The sequence below is a fragment of the Phyllobacterium bourgognense genome, from assembly GCF_003337575.1.
Taxonomy (GTDB): Bacteria; Pseudomonadota; Alphaproteobacteria; order Rhizobiales; family Rhizobiaceae; genus Phyllobacterium; species Phyllobacterium bourgognense.
Genome location: NZ_QPJM01000002.1, coordinates 154,063 through 171,842, shown reverse-complemented (window position 1 = coordinate 171,842; position 17,780 = coordinate 154,063). Strand labels below are relative to the sequence as shown.

15 protein-coding genes are annotated in these 17,780 nt (G+C 54.4%); 5 read left to right on the top strand and 10 right to left on the bottom strand.

Annotated features, from left to right (window positions below):
- Positions 1–115: 115 nt before the first annotated feature.
- Positions 116–1,801 (top strand): hypothetical protein, encoded by a 1,686-nt coding sequence (locus C7476_RS04475; protein WP_114428709.1) that lies wholly within the window; start codon positions 116–118, stop codon positions 1,799–1,801.
- Positions 1,802–1,840: 39 nt separating this feature from the next.
- Here C7476_RS04475 and C7476_RS04470 read toward each other — a convergent pair whose 3' ends face one another.
- The 6 genes from C7476_RS04470 to C7476_RS04445 all read right to left on the bottom strand — a co-directional run bounded on the left by C7476_RS04470 (position 1,841) and on the right by C7476_RS04445 (position 8,075).
- A complete protein-coding gene (locus C7476_RS04470) occupies positions 1,841–3,286 on the bottom strand; it encodes an aspartate aminotransferase family protein (protein ID WP_114429020.1) in 1,446 nt (481 codons plus the stop codon).
- Between the two features lie 12 nt (positions 3,287–3,298).
- A complete protein-coding gene (locus C7476_RS04465; RefSeq protein ID WP_114428708.1) occupies positions 3,299–4,309 on the bottom strand; it encodes an NAD-dependent epimerase/dehydratase family protein in 1,011 nt (336 codons plus the stop codon).
- A gap of 13 nt (positions 4,310–4,322) precedes the next feature.
- A complete protein-coding gene (locus C7476_RS04460) occupies positions 4,323–4,745 on the bottom strand; it encodes an EamA family transporter (RefSeq protein WP_112528718.1) in 423 nt (140 codons plus the stop codon).
- Positions 4,746–4,828: 83 nt separating this feature from the next.
- The gene (locus tag C7476_RS04455; protein WP_114428707.1) at positions 4,829–6,154 is read right to left on the bottom strand and encodes an FAD-binding oxidoreductase; all 1,326 of its coding nucleotides are present in this window, start codon (positions 6,152–6,154) and stop codon (positions 4,829–4,831) included.
- Complete coding sequence (locus tag C7476_RS04450; protein WP_181872346.1) at positions 6,151–7,590, bottom strand: UbiA family prenyltransferase; 1,440 nt, start codon at positions 7,588–7,590, stop codon at positions 6,151–6,153. The genes C7476_RS04455 and C7476_RS04450 overlap by 4 nt, the downstream gene beginning before the upstream one ends.
- 221 nt (positions 7,591–7,811) lie before the next feature.
- Positions 7,812–8,075, bottom strand: coding sequence for a hypothetical protein (locus C7476_RS04445; RefSeq protein WP_114428705.1), 264 nt, complete (start codon positions 8,073–8,075; stop codon positions 7,812–7,814).
- 435 nt (positions 8,076–8,510) lie between these two features.
- Between C7476_RS04445 and C7476_RS04440 the strand changes: the two genes are divergently transcribed.
- Genes C7476_RS04440 through C7476_RS04430 form a run of 3 tightly spaced genes read left to right on the top strand, consistent with a single transcriptional unit; the run spans position 8,511 to position 12,350 of the window.
- Entirely contained in the window at positions 8,511–8,786 is a 276-nt protein-coding gene (locus tag C7476_RS04440) for a sarcosine oxidase subunit delta (RefSeq protein ID WP_114428704.1), read from the top strand.
- A complete protein-coding gene (locus tag C7476_RS04435) occupies positions 8,783–11,770 on the top strand; it encodes a sarcosine oxidase subunit alpha family protein (RefSeq protein ID WP_114428703.1) in 2,988 nt (995 codons plus the stop codon). The genes C7476_RS04440 and C7476_RS04435 overlap by 4 nt, the downstream gene beginning before the upstream one ends.
- Positions 11,763–12,350: a sarcosine oxidase subunit gamma family protein gene (locus C7476_RS04430; RefSeq protein ID WP_114428702.1), complete on the top strand. Its 588-nt coding sequence runs from the start codon at positions 11,763–11,765 to the stop codon at positions 12,348–12,350. The genes C7476_RS04435 and C7476_RS04430 overlap by 8 nt, the downstream gene beginning before the upstream one ends.
- Positions 12,351–12,352: 2 nt before the next feature.
- Here the strand turns inward: C7476_RS04430 and C7476_RS04425 are convergent, their stop codons facing one another.
- The 4 genes from C7476_RS04425 to C7476_RS04410 all read right to left on the bottom strand — a co-directional run bounded on the left by C7476_RS04425 (position 12,353) and on the right by C7476_RS04410 (position 17,087).
- Positions 12,353–13,564, bottom strand: coding sequence for an NAD(P)/FAD-dependent oxidoreductase (locus C7476_RS04425; protein ID WP_114428701.1), 1,212 nt, complete (start codon positions 13,562–13,564; stop codon positions 12,353–12,355).
- Positions 13,565–13,633: 69 nt separating this feature from the next.
- Positions 13,634–14,941, bottom strand: a complete 1,308-nt coding sequence (guaD, locus tag C7476_RS04420; RefSeq protein WP_114428700.1) for a guanine deaminase — start codon at positions 14,939–14,941, stop codon at positions 13,634–13,636.
- Positions 14,938–16,167, bottom strand: a complete 1,230-nt coding sequence (locus C7476_RS04415; RefSeq protein WP_114428699.1) for a urate hydroxylase PuuD — start codon at positions 16,165–16,167, stop codon at positions 14,938–14,940. Before C7476_RS04415 ends, guaD begins: the two co-directional genes overlap by 4 nt.
- A gap of 209 nt (positions 16,168–16,376) precedes the next feature.
- Positions 16,377–17,087, bottom strand: a complete 711-nt coding sequence (locus tag C7476_RS04410; protein ID WP_245426106.1) for a 2OG-Fe(II) oxygenase — start codon at positions 17,085–17,087, stop codon at positions 16,377–16,379.
- Between the two features lie 200 nt (positions 17,088–17,287).
- Here C7476_RS04410 and C7476_RS04405 point away from each other — a divergent pair, with 200 nt between their 5' ends.
- Positions 17,288–17,716 (top strand): hypothetical protein, encoded by a 429-nt coding sequence (locus tag C7476_RS04405; protein ID WP_114428697.1) that lies wholly within the window; start codon positions 17,288–17,290, stop codon positions 17,714–17,716.
- The last annotated feature ends 64 nt before the right edge of the window (positions 17,717–17,780 follow it).

The window sequence follows — 17,780 nt, the reverse complement described above, 5'->3', positions numbered from 1 at the left end:
CGTTTAACGCAATGTGGAGGATTAAAGCTCTAAGGATAGTGGTCACGCGCCGCGGAACCTGAGTCGAAGTCGAATGCCGAATATTTCCAGAAGCTCCACCAGAACTTCAGCACAAATGTTCTCACCGTTGGCATTGTTGGCGCTTGTTCTGGTGTGTCTGGCAGTCCTTCTGTCCCTTCCCTTGGTCGTTCCAATCGGCCCGATGTACTGGGATACCTATATCTATCTCGATGCAGCCCAACGCATAAATCTTGGCCAAGTGCCGGCTGTGGATTTTCTCGCACCCGTCGGCGCCGTTGAATACTACCAGTTCTACTGGCTTCAAAAACTTTTCCCCGGCGGGCAGCCTACGTTGATTGCACAATGGTCCGTGCTGATGTCTGCCGCACCCTTGATGGCAATCATACTCGCTGAAATCGACAAGAAGAGCCGAAAGATCGCCTTTGCGATCCTTGTTCCATTTCTCGTTTTTGCGCTGTGCCCGACCAACACACAGAGCTTTCATTCCTATCCCGGCGTCAACGGTTTCGGCATTTACAATCGCCATACTTCCCTGCTGCTCTATGCTCTTGTGAGCGCACTGGTTTTTTTGCCGAATGGCCGAAAGCTCGCCGTCATCGCGTCGTTGACGATGCTTGCGCTGTTCTTCACCAAGATAACGGGTTTTTTGGCAGGTGGACTGATCGGTCTCTATGCGACCCTCTCAGGCCGTCTCCTGTGGCGCCATGTATTGCTGGCGTTATGCATCTTTGCCGTGGCGCTTCTGGTACTCGAGTTCAATCATGGAATGGTGTCTGCCTATGTCGAGAGCATCGCAGCGCTGGTCAGGTTAAACGAGGGCCTGCTCCTGCCTCGCTTTCTGACTGTTTTTTCAATCAAGCTCGACGTCATCCTTGCGGCGGCCGCTCTGATACTTTTCCTGTTCTGGCTGGACTGGGGTCCCCTTACGGAACATTGGCACAATCTTCTCAAGAAACCGGCAACAGCGAATGTCGCTGCGCTGCTGGATCGCGATTGGCTGTGGATAGGCGTCACACTAGCCGCTGGCATTTTCCTTGAGACACAGAATACCGGCAGCCAGGAATTCATCTTTCTCTGGCCGGTTCTTCTCGCGGTGCTGCTCAAAACACCGAAATTGCCCGAAAGACGCCGACTGATTGTCTATTGTCTCGTCGCATTTACCGCGATCCCGACGATCACCAAGGTTATGCAGGGCGCTCTACGCTTTGTCGCCGTTGCCCCGACCTATGTGACAGCACCAGTCACCGATGTAAAAACGATGGGCCTCGTTTCCACTCGCAAGGATATCATGGAACGAGTGAACCTGCTGGGGGCCCATTATGCCTCGAACGCCGGGGCCTACCGCCAGCTGGCGGAGGCGGGACAACTTCCAAACTGGCAGCTTTATTCCGAACTCGACTACCAGATGTTCTGGGTGGTCTCCGCCGATCGCGCTGTCAAGGCGCTCAAGCAGTTCGAAAGCCAGAACGGCGTCCATTTGAACAGTTTGATGACACTGGATTTCGTCAATCCGTTTCCGTGGATACTGGATCGCGATGCAAGCCGAAATATTCAGATTGGTGCCGACCCATTCCGCACTGTCGGTGATCTGACAGAAGCGGAAGAAACTTCTCTACGTCAGACGGATGGCGTTTTGCGTCCGTCCTGCCCGACAACCAGCGCGCGGCTTTTCCTGCAGCGTATCTATGAAAAAGCCTTGGCAGACCGGATCGTCGTGAAGCTCGATGATTGCTGGGATCTGCTGCTGAGGCCAGGGATCAAACTTTCCGGCCCATCCTGACAGCAGAAAGCCGGACCAAAGCCCGGCTCTCCTGGAATTTTACTTTACCTGCGCTTTGACGAAGTCTTTTACGATTCGAACGATCCCGCGTGACAGCACTTCATCGAGCGCTTTGATGAATGCGTCCACGTGTTCCCGGCCGCAAATCAGTGGCGGTTCCAGACGAATGACATTTCGATTGTACTCGGTGAATGCGACCAGCACCCCATGATCGCGCAGGAGGTGGCTGCCGATAAATCCCGGAAGCGATCCCTTCAGCTTGTCATCCAGTACAGCAAGCACAGGGCGCAACACCATTGGAACCGTCTTGGAGAAATCGTGGAATTCGAGACCGACCATCAGGCCCTTGCCACGTACGTCCTTGATCATCGACGGATATTTGGCTTTCAGCTCTTCGAGCTTTTGCAACAGATAGTCGCCAGTTGCTGCAGCATTATCGATCAAGTGTTCGTCGTAGAGAATGTTTATCGCTTCGATAGAAGTGACGCAGGCCTCACCAATCCCGCCAAATGTGGCCATGGCATGGATCATTGCTGTCTTGGGCGTGCCATAAGCTTTCATATAAACCTCGCGCCGGGCGATCATCGCGCCGACTGCCGCCTTGCCTCCTCCCAAAGATTTGGCCAAGGCGGTCACATCGGGCACGACGCCCGCATGTTCGAAAGCATAAAACCGGCCGGAGCGACCAAAGCCACACTGGACCTCATCGGCAACCCAAAGCACGCCATACTGATCGCATAGCGCGCGCAGTTTTTGCCAGTACTCCTTCGGCGCCTGAATGATACCACCACCGCCCTGGATGGTTTCCAGTACAATGACGCCGATTTCAGGATCAGAACGGAAGGCATTCTCGACGGCATCAATATCGCCAAATGGAACACGAACCGTATTCTCCACCAGCTTGAACTCACCGCGATAAAGCCCTCCGTCGGTAATCGAGAGAACGCCCTTGGTTTTGCCGTGAAATGAATTCTCGGCATACACGATCTTGGGTTTTTTGGGGCCAGCGGCACGCTCGGCAACCTTTATAGCCGCCTCCATCGCCTCCGATCCAGAGGATCCGAGGAACACCATGTCGAGATCGCCGGGTGAGCAAGCGGCAAGGTTGTGCGCCAAGGCGGTCGCATATTGCGACATGAAGGCAATGGCTATTTCCTGACGCTGTTCATCCTGGAATTTCTTGCGCGCCCCGACAATCCGCGGGTGATTATGGCCGAAAGCAAGAGAGCCGAAGCCGCCGAAGAAATCGAGAATGGCACGGCCGTTTTGATCGTAATAATACATGCCTTCCGCACGGTCGATTTTCACCTTGTGAAAACCGAGAAGTTTCATGAAATGCAGCTGGCCGGGATTGAGATGTCTGGTGAAAAGCTCGGTCATGCGCGGCAGCGTCATGGCCTTTGCCTCTTCGACCGTAAGCAGATCCGGCTTGCCTGTAAGTCCCTGGACCGCCTCGTGCTGTGATGCCGCTGTAACCTGATTCATCGCCATTCCCCGTTATTCCGCCGCTATCGACGATGGTTGCTGCACGGATTTGCCGTCTTTGATGTTGCGATACTCCTTATATGCTGCAATCAGCATATCCTCATCGCGATATTGCGGTATCCAGCCCAGTTGACGCTCCGCTTTCGACACGTCGAGTACGCACATTTCGTCCGCGATCAGATATTGTTCCGGATCCATGATCGGCTTGTTCATCCAGTCGAAGAAGTCGAGTGTGCGTTTTACCGCCCAGGCGGGTGTTGGTAGCAGGATCGATTTCGATCCCGCGAATTTCACCAGGTCGCTGAGCAGTTTGCGGACAGGCGGCGGGTTCAGCGAGCCGAGATTATATGCCTCATTTGGCACACCAGCCTTCCATGCCGCACGTGCCGCTTCAGCACAATCGAAGACCGAAATGAACTGATAAGGGTTCTTGCCGGAGCCAATCATCGGTACCGGCAGGTTGTAGTCGACCAATTTGAACAACTTTTCGAGGATACCAAGACGGCCCGGCCCAATAATCAGGCGTGGGCGAAACAGGGAGATATTCATTCCGCGCATGCGCCATTCTGCTGCCAGTTCCTCCGTTTTCAATTTCGACATTCCATATTCACCAAGCGGTGCCGCGGGGTGGTCTTCGGTCTGGGGCCAGACATAGGTGTGGCCATAGATCATGTCGGTCGTATAGTGCACGAGCTTACTGGCACCCGCCTTGTCCATCGCCTTGATAATGTTCTCGGTACCGAAGTAGTTGACCGGAAAGAAGAAATCGTGCCGCTTCGCCCGCACCTGCAATGGAGAAAGCATCTTGGCTGACAGGTTGTAGATCATGTCGTCGGCCTTGATACCGACCGCGGCGATGGACTTCGGTTCGGTCACATCGCATTTGACGAAGTTCACATTTCCATAGTGGGACAGATCGCCCTTGACGATATCCGCCACAACGACTTCCTCTCCCTCGGCAACCAGTTTCGGCGCCAGATGCCGCCCGACAAAACCGTCACCACCAAAAATAATGTGTCTCATTTCTTCAACTCACTTACGAGGATGTTGTGGAAGCAGGTGGCGTTTGCTCGCCAGGCGTTTCGTGTCGTCCGCTCTGGGCGATCAGAATGGTTCCGATCATGATGAAGGCGATGCCCGCAATCTTGAACGTTCCGAGTTCCTCCTTGAACACTGCCCAGGCGAACAGTGCGACGGCCACATAAGCCAGACTGAGGAACGGGTAAGCGAAGGATAGATCGACCTTGGAAAGCACATAAAGATGTGAAGCCATAGAGATGACAAACATGGTCAATCCAGCGAAGACCCAAGGGTTGAAAATGATCTGGAATATCCGCTGGATAATCGTATCGGCGCTGAAGCTGATCGGCCCCAGCGTTATCATGCCGTATTTCAGCATGACTTGTGCCGCCGCATTGGTCATGACGGTGAACAGGATAAATGGAATGTATTTTGTCATGTCAGAACGGCCCCTCTAGTTCGTCGAGTGCATAGCAAAGCTGCGTTGAAAAGACCCCAAGCACATTGTTAAAATTTGATGCATCAAGCAGTTCGACCTGCCAGTGCAGTTCGCACCCAAAAATTGGAGTTGAATGCGGGATCGCGCTCCTTTTCCAGTTCTTGCCATCCCGGGAATCCGGCTTTGAACACTGCGGAGCTCATGCGTTGATCCTTGTAGGGATTGACCCGCCCGTCCGCGTCGATCGTCATACTGTCGAGGCGTTCCAGCAGCGCCAGCGTGCGCGCTCCGCGATTGGGAAAATCAACCGTCAATGTGTAGCCCGCCCGCGGAAACGACATGATCCCGGGCGAAGCGACGTTTCCGAAGCGTTTGAGCACTGTCAAGAATGAGCTTTGTCCCGCTTCACGCGTGGCGGCCAGCATCTGGGGAACTACTGCTGAAGCGGCATCTTCCGGAATGACGCTTTGATGTTGGTAAAGCCCGGTCCTTCCATAAAGCCGGTTCCAGTTCGAGACACTGTCGAGTGGATAGAAGAAGGTCTGATAGGTACTGAGATGAGGTTCTCGTTTACGGCCTTTGAAATGAAAGTAGGCCGCGTTGAACAGTTTGAGGCTCGGATAATTCAGTGCCGATATGGGAAGCTCGAAAGGCACGCCCAGCCTGGATTCCTCCGTGCTGGCTTCAAAACTACCATTGTCAGCATGATTTCCTGTGAGAAGAACGCCACGTCCTGCACGTCTCCCTGAACTCAATTGATCGACCCAGGCAACAGCATATTCATTGTCATTGTCGGCCTGCGGCGCCATTTCGAAATATTCGGCAAGGCTTGCAAACGGCCTTACACGCTCCACCACATCAAGCGAATTCACTTTCAGCAATCTGATGCTGGCAGAAAGGATGATGCCTGTTAGTCCAAGCCCTCCGATTGTCGCGGCAAACAATTTTGAGTTCATCGATGCAGAACAGGTGACGACCGTTCCATCGGACTTCAACAGGTCGAAGCGTTCGACATGGCAACCGAACGTGCCGCGGCGATGGTGGTTTTTGCCATGCACATCGTTCGCGATCGCGCCGCCCAAAGTAACAAAACGCGTACCTGGGGTCACCGGCAGGAAATACCCGTGCGGCGCGGCGAGCGCAATGATATCCGACAGCATCAGGCCAGCTTCGGCGGCGAGCAGACCCGTTTGCGGGTCGAATGAGATCAGCGCATCGTTTCCCCGCATATCGATCAGCGTGCCACGATCATTGTGACAGCTGTCGCCATAGGATTTGCCATTGCCAAATGGCAGAAACCCATCCCGCTCCGGATTGCCACTCTCGAAAATCTGTCGCGCGGCATCGAGCGATATCGCAGTGCGCGGATGCCTGTCGATAAGCCCGAAACTGTCATAGCCAGCCATCATGAGCGCATGCCACCATAGAGCAGCAATGCCGCGCCGATTGCTATAACGATCTGACTACGCCAGTCAGAAATAATAAACACGACAGGGTCGTCGTGCATCTCACCGCGATGCGCCAGAATCCAGATGCGGATGTTGAGATAGAGCACGATTGGACAAAGCGGCCAAATCAACCAAGGATATGAGTAGAGACTAACAACCGCATCGCTGTTTACGTAGAGAGCCAGGACAAGTGCAGCAGCAAAGGCTGACGAGACGCCGCATTGCGCCACGACTTCTCGATCGGCCTGTCGGTATCCCCTGCCCGCAATGCGGTTCTTTTCGACAAGTGCAGTGTTCTGCAGTTCGACATAACGTTTGACGAGCGCGAGTGAAAGAAAGAAGAACGACGAAAACGCCAGCAGCCAGAATGAACCCTCGATCTGATTGGCCGCTGAACCCGCTAGGATACGAAGCGTATAGAGGCCTGCCAGCGTCAGGACATCGATCAGCAACATGCGCTTCAGCGATAGCGAGTAAGCAGTCGTCGAAATGAGATAGACCAGCAGCACGGCGCTAAACACCCACGGCAATTGCGTCGCAAGCAGACCGGCCAAGGCAAGCAGCGCGATAGCAACTTTCAGACCGAAGGAAATAGAGAACAGGCCGCTGGCAAAAGCCCTATTCCTCTTTCGCGCATGCTGGCGGTCCAACGGAAGATCAAACAAATCATTGACGATATAGATGGCCGAAGCAGCGAATGAGAAAGCAAAGAAAGCGACGATCGAGTTGATGAGAATCTGCCAGTTCATGATCTCGTGATCGAGTATCGGCGGAACAAAAATCAGCGTGTTCTTCATCCATTGATGCACGCGCAACATCCTGGCGAAGGTTTTCCAATCAGTCTTCGGCGCGTCAAACAATTTCGCGGAATGTGTACGCTGCCATTTCGCTGCGGCCCGGTCCGGTGCCACAACGACTGCTTCGCTTGCGGCATCAAACACCGGAACGTCCGCTCGGCTGTTCCCCGCATAGGCAAACTTGACGTCACCGAAAGTCTCCAGCAGAAATTTGGTCTTGTGCACAGACGTCAGGTTGCGCGTTTCATCTGTCGCATAGACGGCATCGAAAAAACCCAGATATGCGGCAATACTCTCGGCAAACTTGCGCGCCGCGCCAGTCGCAAGCACCAGCCGTCGACCCTTGCGGTGCTCCTCGCGCAGGTAAGCGACGAACTCCCCCCGGTAAGGGAGTATTGCGGGGTCAATCGCGACGCGAAGGGATATCTGATGTTTGAGATGACCTTTTCCTTTTAAAGCCCAAAGGGGAAGAAGAAAGAGATACAGCATGTTCTGTTTGAGCAGTTGAAACGTACTTTCCCATAGAAGATCAGTGGCTATAAGCGTGCCGTCGAGATCTACTACGAGGTCAACAGTCTTGTTGTCAGAACGAGCATCCACCACAACATATCCCTGAAATCATGCGCCTATTCAAGCTGGCAAGAATATTGCCTATCAGTCGATGACTTATCGGGAAAGTAGAAATGAAAAGTGAAGTTGGTTTTGCCGCACGAACGATAATTTGAAAATTAATATAAACAGTGAATGAAGCATTAAAAACCGGCTGAAAATTGGTTCCAGCCGGTTAGTGAACTTCGCGTGTAACGCTGCAGATCGCCAACTTACTTGATCGAAACCTTACCGCCCTTGATTTCAACGGTCTCGCCGCCTTTCAGGGCTTCGCGATCACCATTTGGAAACGTAACGAAGCAACCACCGTTGCAGAACTCGACAGTCTCACCGGCACCAACCTGCAATTCGGTTTTGCTGGAGCCTTCAGTAACAACGATGGTCTGGGCGCTGGCCTCATCGTTTTTGACGCTGGCAGCAGCTGCTGATCCAGCGGAAACTGCAGACAGAAGAATGGCAACAACAAACTTGTTCATGTTTCTACGATGTTTCCACCGCCTCTGTTAAGGAACCTCACCGGGCTCTTTGACAACAGTTATAACGGGATCAAGTTGAACGGCAACTGAACGGCCGGCGGTTTTTCAGATCGGACGGCCCGTAACCATCAATGAACCATTTTCGATTGTGGATATGCCCAATGATCCAGACGATTTGGACGCAACAACTCACCCATCCAAACCAGTCGGCGAAACGACATTGCTTGACGTTATGGTTACGATGCGGATGATAATTTGACGGTAGTCTTACTATAATGAAGAATATAATCGGGGCGTGAAGTATTTTTTTTATGGGCATTCCAACGTCTATATTCCCGTCGTCAACCTTGACCAGTCGCGACACATTCTGTTGATTGGTCCTTCGAAGCAAACTACTCGCGAGTCACTCGTTTCGCCATCGAGACAAATGAGATCATGATAATCAAATGCCCCTATTGCGGACCTCGGGATGTCATCGAGTTCACCTATCAAGGCGATGCAACGCGTAAACGACCAGATCTGGCATCCATCGACCAGGACGCATGGAATTCCTACGTCTTTGATCGCACCAACCCCAGCGGTCCCCATCGAGAGTTCTGGCTTCATACGGGCGGTTGCCGCCAGCATCTCCTTGTCACGCGGGATATGGCAAGTCATACGATTTCGTCCGTCGTATTTGCACGCGACACCGTGAGTGGTGACCGTTCATGACGGGTTCACGGCTATCGAAGGGTGGACGGATCGACCGCTCCAAATCTATTCGATTCACGTTCGACGGAATGGCCTATAGCGGACATCCGGGCGACACGGTTGCTTCGGCGCTCCTTGGCAATGGCATTACGCTTTTCGGACGCTCGTTCAAATATCACCGCCCGCGCGGTGTGTTCGCCGCTGGTAGCGATGAGCCGAACGCTCTCGTCACCGTTCTTTCTGGCGATGTACGCGAGCCGAACGTCCGGGCTACGGAACTTGAGATTTTTGACGGTCTGGTCACCATTAGTCAAAATCGCTTTCCGTCGCTGGAACATGACTTCATGGCCATCAACCAATTGGCTGGCCCCCTGTTCTCGGCAGGATTTTATTACAAGACATTCATGGGGCCGGCGATCGGCCCGCTGAAAGGCACACGCTTCTGGATGTTCTGCGAGAGGTTCATCCGCCGCGCGGCCGGACTTGGTAAAGCAGGCACGGCCCCAGACCCGGACCGCTATGAGCGCATGAACGCCTTTTGCGACGTTCTTGTCGTCGGCAGTGGCCCTGCCGGCCTGATCGCTGCGGAGGCGGCGGCCGCAACGGGTGCGCGAGTCATCATCGCGGAGGAACGCCCGCTACCCGGCGGTTCGCTGCTTGGCTCCGGCGAGATGATCGATGGACGCAACCCCGCCGTTTGGGCTCGCGAAAAGGCCGACGCTTTGGCGAACCTGCCGAATGTACGGTTCCTGACCAGGACGTCCGTCTGGGGTTATTACGACGGCAATATTCTCACAGCCGTCGAACATGTTTCCGATTACAAGCCAAACCGGACGAAAGGCCTGCCACGCCAGCGCCATTGGGTGATTCGAAGCGGCAAGGTGATTTTGGCGACCGGCGCATTCGAGCGTCCGATCGTTTTCCCTGGTAATGACTGCCCGGGTGTCATGCTCGCCGATGCGGTGCACCGCTATGCGGTCGAATACGGTATCGCGGCCGGAAATAACATCACTCTCTTCACCAATAATGACAGCGCTTATGATGCGGCCCGAGCGCTCTCTATTGCCGGTGTCAATGTTACCGCGATCATCGATGTCCGCTCTGACGTATCCGGTACGTGCAGGGATATCGCGAGTGTAGCCGGCGCGGAGCTGCTTCTCGGTTATGCCGTTACAGCGACCCATGCTGGCAAGACGCTGAGTTCGATCTCTGTACAGCATTTCAACGCGGAGACCGGCCGTGTTTCAGGCGCGCCTCGGCAAATCAGGACCGATTGTCTTGGTGTGTCGGGCGGCTGGTCGCCCGCCATCCACCTCGCAAGTCAGGCAGGCGGCAAGCCTGAATGGGATGAGGATCTTCAGGCTTTCCTGCCGCCGGAGCCAAACCAGAACTGGGTGATGACGGGTTCCGCAGCCGGTTATATGGATACAATCAGCGTTATGTCCGACGCGGCAACCAAGGGTTCCGCCAAGAGTAGGCTCATTCTCCCTACGGTCGAAGCGCCCATGCTGGATTCGTCGCCTGCGCCGGTGTTCGAAATCGAGCCCGCGGTTAAATCCCAGAAAGCCTTCGTCGATTTTCAGCATGATGTCACAGCTGACGACATTCGCCTCGCCTACCGCGAAGGTTTTCACTCGGTCGAGCATTTGAAGCGTTACACAACGCTCGGCATGGCGACCGATCAGGGCAAGACCTCCAATGTTCCCGGCCTTGCCATCATGGCCGACGTGCGCGGTATCTCGATCCCCGAAGCGGGTACGACACGGTTCCGTCCGCCATTCACACCGGTTTCTCTGGGTACCTTGGCTGGCGAAAGGTACGGAGATTTGCGTCCGCATCGTCTGACGCCCATGCATGATTGGCATCTGGCAAACAGTGCAAAGACCTATGAAGCCGGCCTCTGGCATCGCCCTATGATTTATTCCAGCCACGGCGAAACAATCGAACAGGCATATATTCGCGAGGCCCGGGCGGTTCGCGAGAGTGTCGGCATCGTCGATGTTTCGACTCTCGGCAAAATCGACATACAAGGTCCCGATGCAGCGGAACTCCTTGACCGCGTTTACACCAATATGTTTTCCACCCTGCCGGTTGGCAAGGCGCGTTATGGTCTGATGCTGCGCGAAGATGGTATTGCCTTCGACGACGGCACAACCTGGCGCCTTGGCGAAACACAGTTCCTGATGACGACGACCACCGCGAATGCCGGTCCTGTCATGCAGCATCTGGAATATTATCTCGACTGTATTTGGCCGGAGTTGCGGGTTCACCTGACCTCGGTCACCGACGTCTGGGCGGGTTCGGCCATCTCTGGTCCAAAGTCGCGCGCTGTACTCGAGTCCTGCGTGACTGGATCAAAAGTTGACAATGACGCCCTCCCCTTCATGGGTATCGTTCATGGCAAAATCGCCGGTGTGTCGGTTATGATCTGCCGCCTTTCCTTCTCGGGGGAGCTTGCCTACGAAGTTTATTGCGGTGCCGGATATGGGACACGCGTCTGGGAAGCGCTCCTCGCTGCCGGCAAGCCCTTTGAGATCATCCCCTACGGACTAGAGGCGCTCGGGACGCTGCGTATCGAGAAAGGCCATGTGACCGGCGCCGAAATTGACGGCAGAACCACAGCGCATGACCTGCATCTCGACTGGATGCTGTCGAAGAAGAAGCCGTATATCGGCTCCGCCATGATAAATCGCGAAGGGCTCAAGGATGAAAACCGCTTGTCGCTCGTGGGTTTGATTTCGCTCGACAATCAATCGATCAATGGTGGCAGCCACATCGTAACAGACCCGAACCCCCGCGAACCCGCCGACAGTTTTGGGCACGTCACGGCGGCGTGTTACTCGCCGGCGCTTGGCAAATATATCGCACTCGCACTGGTAAAGCACGGGACGTCGATGATTGGCAATCGCGCTTTTGCGACCGACCTGCTCCGCGACAAACATTGCGCGGTAGAGATCGTCAGTCATCACATGTTCGATCCAGAAGGAAGCCGGATGCATGGCTGAATCTCAATCTCCACTCGGCAAAACCTTTGTTCCAGGCGATCATGGCAATTCCGCTGCCGGTGTTGGCGTCACACTGCGCGAGCGAAAAAACCTCTCGATCATTCAGGTTACCTCGTGGGCCGATACGATACCGACCGTACTGACTGCTATCGGCAGTGCAACAGGTCTTGTTCTTCAGAATAAGCCCGGTCTCGGCCGCGTTGCAGGCGAAAAATCTGTTTTTGGCTTTGCGCCCGGTCGTTATTTCGTCGTCAGCGCTACACCGGATCTCGAATCCCGATTACGCTCGGCTATCTCTCCCGAACTCGGTACAATGGTTGACCTTACTCATGGCCGCACCGTCATTCGAATAAGCGGCCCACGCTCGGAATGGATATTGTCGAAACTCTTTGCCATCGACTTTTCCGAGCATACCTTCCCCATCGCATACGGACGTGCCACGTTGCATCACGACATTCATGCGAACATTCAGCGGATCGATGACGAGACCTTCGACATCTACGTTTTCCGCACGTTTGCCCGCTCGTTTTGGCAAACGTTGGGACATGCGGCGGAGGAAGTCGGCTACCGCGTGGAATAGAATTATTTGAAAGCGAACAGATCTTCGTCCGGATCGCCCGTCCGGGTTATCAGCCCGCGAACAAGCTGCGCCGCGACCATCGAAAATGTGATGCCATTCCCTCCATAACCGAGTACGGCAAAGCATCGATCCATTTTTGGGATGGCGCCAATTGTTGGCAAACCCGTTGTGCTTGAGCCAAAGCTTCCAGTCCAGGCGTAATCTGCTTTGGCGGTAACCTGCGGAAACAACTTTTTGAGCTTTGCCAGGATTGCCTTGGTCTTTGCTGGCAATTTCTCGTCGCGTTTTTCGTCATCCTCGAATTCCTCATCCTCGCCACCGACGATGATACGCCCGTCTTGAGTCGTGCGCATATAGAGATAGGGGTCCGACGCTTCCCAGATCAGGCATTGTTCGGGCCATAGTTTTTGCTTTTGTGGTGGTGTTGCGAGCGCCCAGGTAGAAATGATCTGGTGTCCTTTCTGCGGCACTTGCTCGGGTATTTCATAGCCCGTTGTGGACACCAGATATTTACAGCGTATTTTCCGCCCCTCCCTTGTCGCCGCGATTACATCGCGCGACCTTGGTTCAACCGATACGATCTCGACCGGTGCGAAGATCTTGGCGCCACGCGAGATTGCGACGTTCAGATAACCAAGTGCCAGTTTACGCGGATTGGCTTCAATATTATCGAAATTCATCAATGCCGCCGGGCGATCAATGTGAAACCTGTTTTTTAGTTCGTCATGCTGCAGTAGTCTTGTTTCAAAGCCCGCCCGGCGACGAACCAACAATTCTTTCTGCAAGCCCTCCTCGTCGAGAAGATCGCCTGCAAGGTAGAGCGAATCTCTATCTTGCATCTCGCAGTGTATGCCAAGCTCATGGGTCCTTTCGCGCAGGGCATCAACCGCAAGTTTCGATCGCCGCCAAGCGCGCTCGGCATCATTCCGGCCAATCTTTTGCGCTAAGTGATGCAAAGGTGTGTCGATCTCGAATTGTAGCAGTGCAGTGCTTGCAGGCGTTGAACCGGTCACGGGCTTTCGTCTGTCAAAAATCGCAACCGAATACCCGGCTTCACTCAAGCTTTCCGCCATCAAAGAGCCACTTATGCCCGCGCCAACAATCGCGATGTCGATTGTAATATCCTCAAGTAGCAGGTTGAACTCGACGTCAGAGGCCCGTCGGCTGAGCCAGATGGGCTGGCCGGATCGCAGATTCCGATGCTGTGTTGTCATGAAAGGTTCCGGGGACGAGACATGGTCGAGCCGAACGGCCGAATGTGCCCTTTGGTTCCTTTTCGTCCGCTAGTTCAAAGTGCTCTTGGCTGCGACACCGGCGATGTAAACCTCGGCGATTGTTCGATCATCGCCCATGGTCTGCATCAGCATGAGTTCTTCCACCAGTGTTTCGACTGTTTCCATACGAACGCGCATAGCGGGTGTGGCGCGGGCATCCAGAACGATGCAGTCAGCTTCCGCACCTGTCACGAACGAGCCGATAATACCCTGCAGCGCAAGAGCTCGCGCGTTGCCTAGGGTTGCCTGATAAAAAGACCGGAGTGGATGATAACGCTGGCCCTGTATATTCAGAATCTTATAGCCTTCATCCAGAGTACGCAGCATTGAGTAGGACGTACCGCCGCCAATATCCGTCGCGATTGCGTTGCGTACGTGTGATGCCCGAAGTCGAGCCAGATCGAACAGCCCACTGCCTATGAATAAATTCGAAGTCGGGCAAAAGACGGCAACCGATCCGCTATTGGCAATCGTGCTCAACTCGGCATCGGTCAAATGGATACAATGGCCAAGCAGTGTCTTTGGCCCCAACAGTTCGTAGTGCTCGTAAACATTCGTGTAATCCCTGCTCCAGGGGAACAGTTCGGCAACGAAGGCAATTTCGGCAGTGTTTTCAGAAAGGTGCGTCTGTATGTGCATATCCGGAAACTCGCGCGCCAGCGTGCCACTCATTTCCAATTGCTCTGGTGAGGAGGTCGGAGCAAAACGTGGCGTGATTGCATAGAGCTGACGTCCCTTGCCATGCCAGTCCGCGATGAGCGCCTTGCTGTCATCATAGCCCGATTGTGGCGTATCAAGCAGACCCGGCGGTGCGTTGCGGTCCATCATCACCTTGCCGGCGATCATGCGCATATTGCGCCGGTGCGCCTCCGTATAGAATGCATGCACCGAGGCTTTGTGCACGGAGCAATATGCTGCAGCCGTTGTGGTACCGTGGCGGATCAGCTCATCGAAAAACGCGGAGCCGATCTTGTCCGGATGACCTTGATTGGAGAATTTTTGCTCTTCGACAAAGGTATATTTCTCGAGCCACTCCATCAGCGCGCCCGCATAGGAGCCAACCACCTGCATCTGCGGATAATGAATATGACAGTCGATGAAGCCCGGCATGATTAGATGCGGATGATGATCGATGACTTCGACGTTGCGGCCGTCGCCCGCCCGCAACTTTGCATAGTCATCTATCGCAGTGATTTTGCCGTCGCGAATGAGAAGTCCGCCGTCCTCAAGATAGGTGAATGTGTCGGTGCTTGCCTCGCCGTTTAGTGGCTCGTCGTGAAAGCTCAGGATGCGGCCGCGCAGCAATACTTCTGTCATGGCTTTGCTTTCCCCGTCGTCGCACCGCGATACCACGCGACGATCAGCGCGCGCTCGTCATCGGTGATATGCGTCAGGTTGCCAGGCGGCATGGCATGGCTCGCTCCGGCCTGAATATAGATCTGGCTCGCGTTGGCGGCGATCAAGTCATCCGTATCGAGGCGAATACCCTTTGGTGGCAGCATGATGCCCTCCCACGATGGTTCCGCTGCATGACACATCGAACAACGTCCCAACACGGTGTCGCGAACCTGCCCGAAATCCTGCGCAGCCAGGAAGGGCGCAACAGCGCTGGAAACTTTCTCCTCCCCTGTCAGGATCTTAGGAACCGTCGACAACCATATGATAACCATAAACAAAATTGCGCTGGCAAGCCATGTCCAATGCGGATTGCCCGTTCCTGCATGTCTCGAATTGAAATAATGCCGGATGAGCACACCGATGATGAATATCAGCGCGGCAATTATCCAGTTGAACTCGGTGGACGTCGCAAGCGGATAATGGTTCGACAGCATCAGGAAGATGACCGGAAGCGTCAGATAGTTGTTGTGCGTAGAGCGCTGCTTGGCCTGTTTGCCGAGCCTGGGATCGGGTGTCTTGCCCGCGATCAGATCGGCAACGACCTTTTTTTGGTTTGGGATGATCAGCAAAAACACGTTGCCGGTCATGATCGTCGCGGTGAATGCGCCGAGGTGCAGGAGTGCGGCACGTCCAGTAAACAGATGCGTATAACCCCACGCCATGAATACGATCACGCCATAGAGAATGAGCATCAGCAGGGTATCATTGGACTCGAGCGGAGACTTGCAGAGAAGGTCGTAAATCAACCAGCCGATGGAAATCGACGCGAGCGAGATCAGGACAGCCACAGGTGTCGAAACATCGAGCACATTGCGGTCAATCAGAAATAGGTCGGCGCTACCATAGTAGACGATGCAGAGCAGCATGAATCCGGACAGCCAGGTGAAATAGGATTCCCATTTGAACCAGATGAGGTGTTCCGGCATATGAGGCGGCGCGATCATGTATTTCTGGATGTGGTAGAACCCGCCCCCATGGACCTGCCACTCCTCGCCATTGACGCCCTGCGGGAGACTTGCGTGCCTCCGTAATCCAAGATCGAGAGCGATGAAATAGAAAGATGAGCCGATCCAGGCGATTGCCGTGATCACATGCAGCCACCGCGCAGCGAAACTCAGCCATTCCCAGAAAATCAGATAATCCATTGAGGCCCCATTTGAAATTTGAGGCTACAATGCTGTTCTTCACTAACCGACGCAACTGGAGAGACAAAAGGTGCGCTGAGATTCGGATCAGGGCGCGTCGAAAATGGTGATTTTCGAGAATCGGAGCGGAGTGAACTTTTGGGTTCATGAGCACCGAAGCGCAAAAAAACCGCCATTTGCAGACCGTCCTGGCCCGAATCATGATGCAACTATTGAGAATCGTGGAAGATAATGCCTAGCGTATGGCGTTTTCCGCTGCGCAGGCGGCTGACGCCGTGGCGCATATTCACGCGATAGTAGCCGCGTGTACCCTTCACCGGACGCTGGCTGACCGGGAAAATCACCGCGTCACCCTGCCTTAGCGGTACGATCTCCACTCGGGATTGCATACGCGGACGCTGTTCCGTCAGGACGAACTCGCCACCAGTGAAATCCTCCCCGGCTTTCGACAGCAAAAACGCCACCTGCAGCGGAAACACATGCTCTCCGTAGATGTCCTGATGCAGGCAATTGTAGTCGCCCTCGCGATATTCCAGCAGCAACGGTGTTGGACGATTCTGCCCGGCGGCGTGGCACCGCTCGATGAATGCCTGATGCTTGTCCGGATAGCGCGCAGTGATGCCCATCAACTCGTTCCAGCGATTGGCTATGCTGGCCAAGGGAGGATAGAGCGATTGGCGCAGGTCACTAACGATATCGGGCAGAGGGTAGCTGAAGTACTTGTACTCACCCCGGCCAAACCCATGCCGCGCCATGACGATACGTTTGCGAAATTGCTTATCGTCCGGATAACCTTCGGCCAATCCTTCGCATTGTGCCTTCGACAAAACCGCCTTCAAAATGGCGCAGCCGAAATTGTCCAGTTCCGCTTCTATCGTATCCCATCGAATGGTCGATGTGCTGCTGATTGCGTCAGCCATGATGACCTCCATTTCGAACTAATCTTCAGCAAAGTGGACAACTTGGCCATTTCGTTCCACCCGGTTCCTGCAAAACGACATATTTTCCAGCCATTGGTGGCGAAACGCGACGATTTTGAGTGACTCACGCTTTCAGACTTCATAAAGAGAGTCGCAGCGAAGGCGCTTTGCGCCGCGACGTATTGATATTGGATGACAGGATGAGCGTTCACGGAAATAGCAAAAAAGGAAAGCGAAGCGCTGCTCCGTTCCTGATTTCTATTTTCTGGCTTGTATCCACGATCAGCGCCGCTCTGGGCACAGTGTATGTGACCGGTGCGGAGACCAATATTGCGGCAAAGGATGCCGGTACGCCAACGCGCAATGAAACGCGCTTGGCTCACGAAGCCAACAATCAGTCCACCCCCGTGCAGAGCCCGATGCGCGTCGCCGCGCTTGAAGCTTTACACCTGAAGATCAAAAGTGGGCTCGGGTCCGATAGCAGCTCACTGGCTGCGTTGGTGCCTCAAGGGCATGCGTTTGTTATCGCGAACGGGAAAAGCGTCATTTCGGTTCAGTCCGGAACCACTCCGGCGCTAAACTGCAATTCTGTTTTCCACGCCCGCGCTCCCCCGGCGAGCGCGGCTTGACATCACCGTTTCCAATAGGGAAACGACGAAAACAAACTCCGGCGGCCGCCAGGCAAACTCGTAG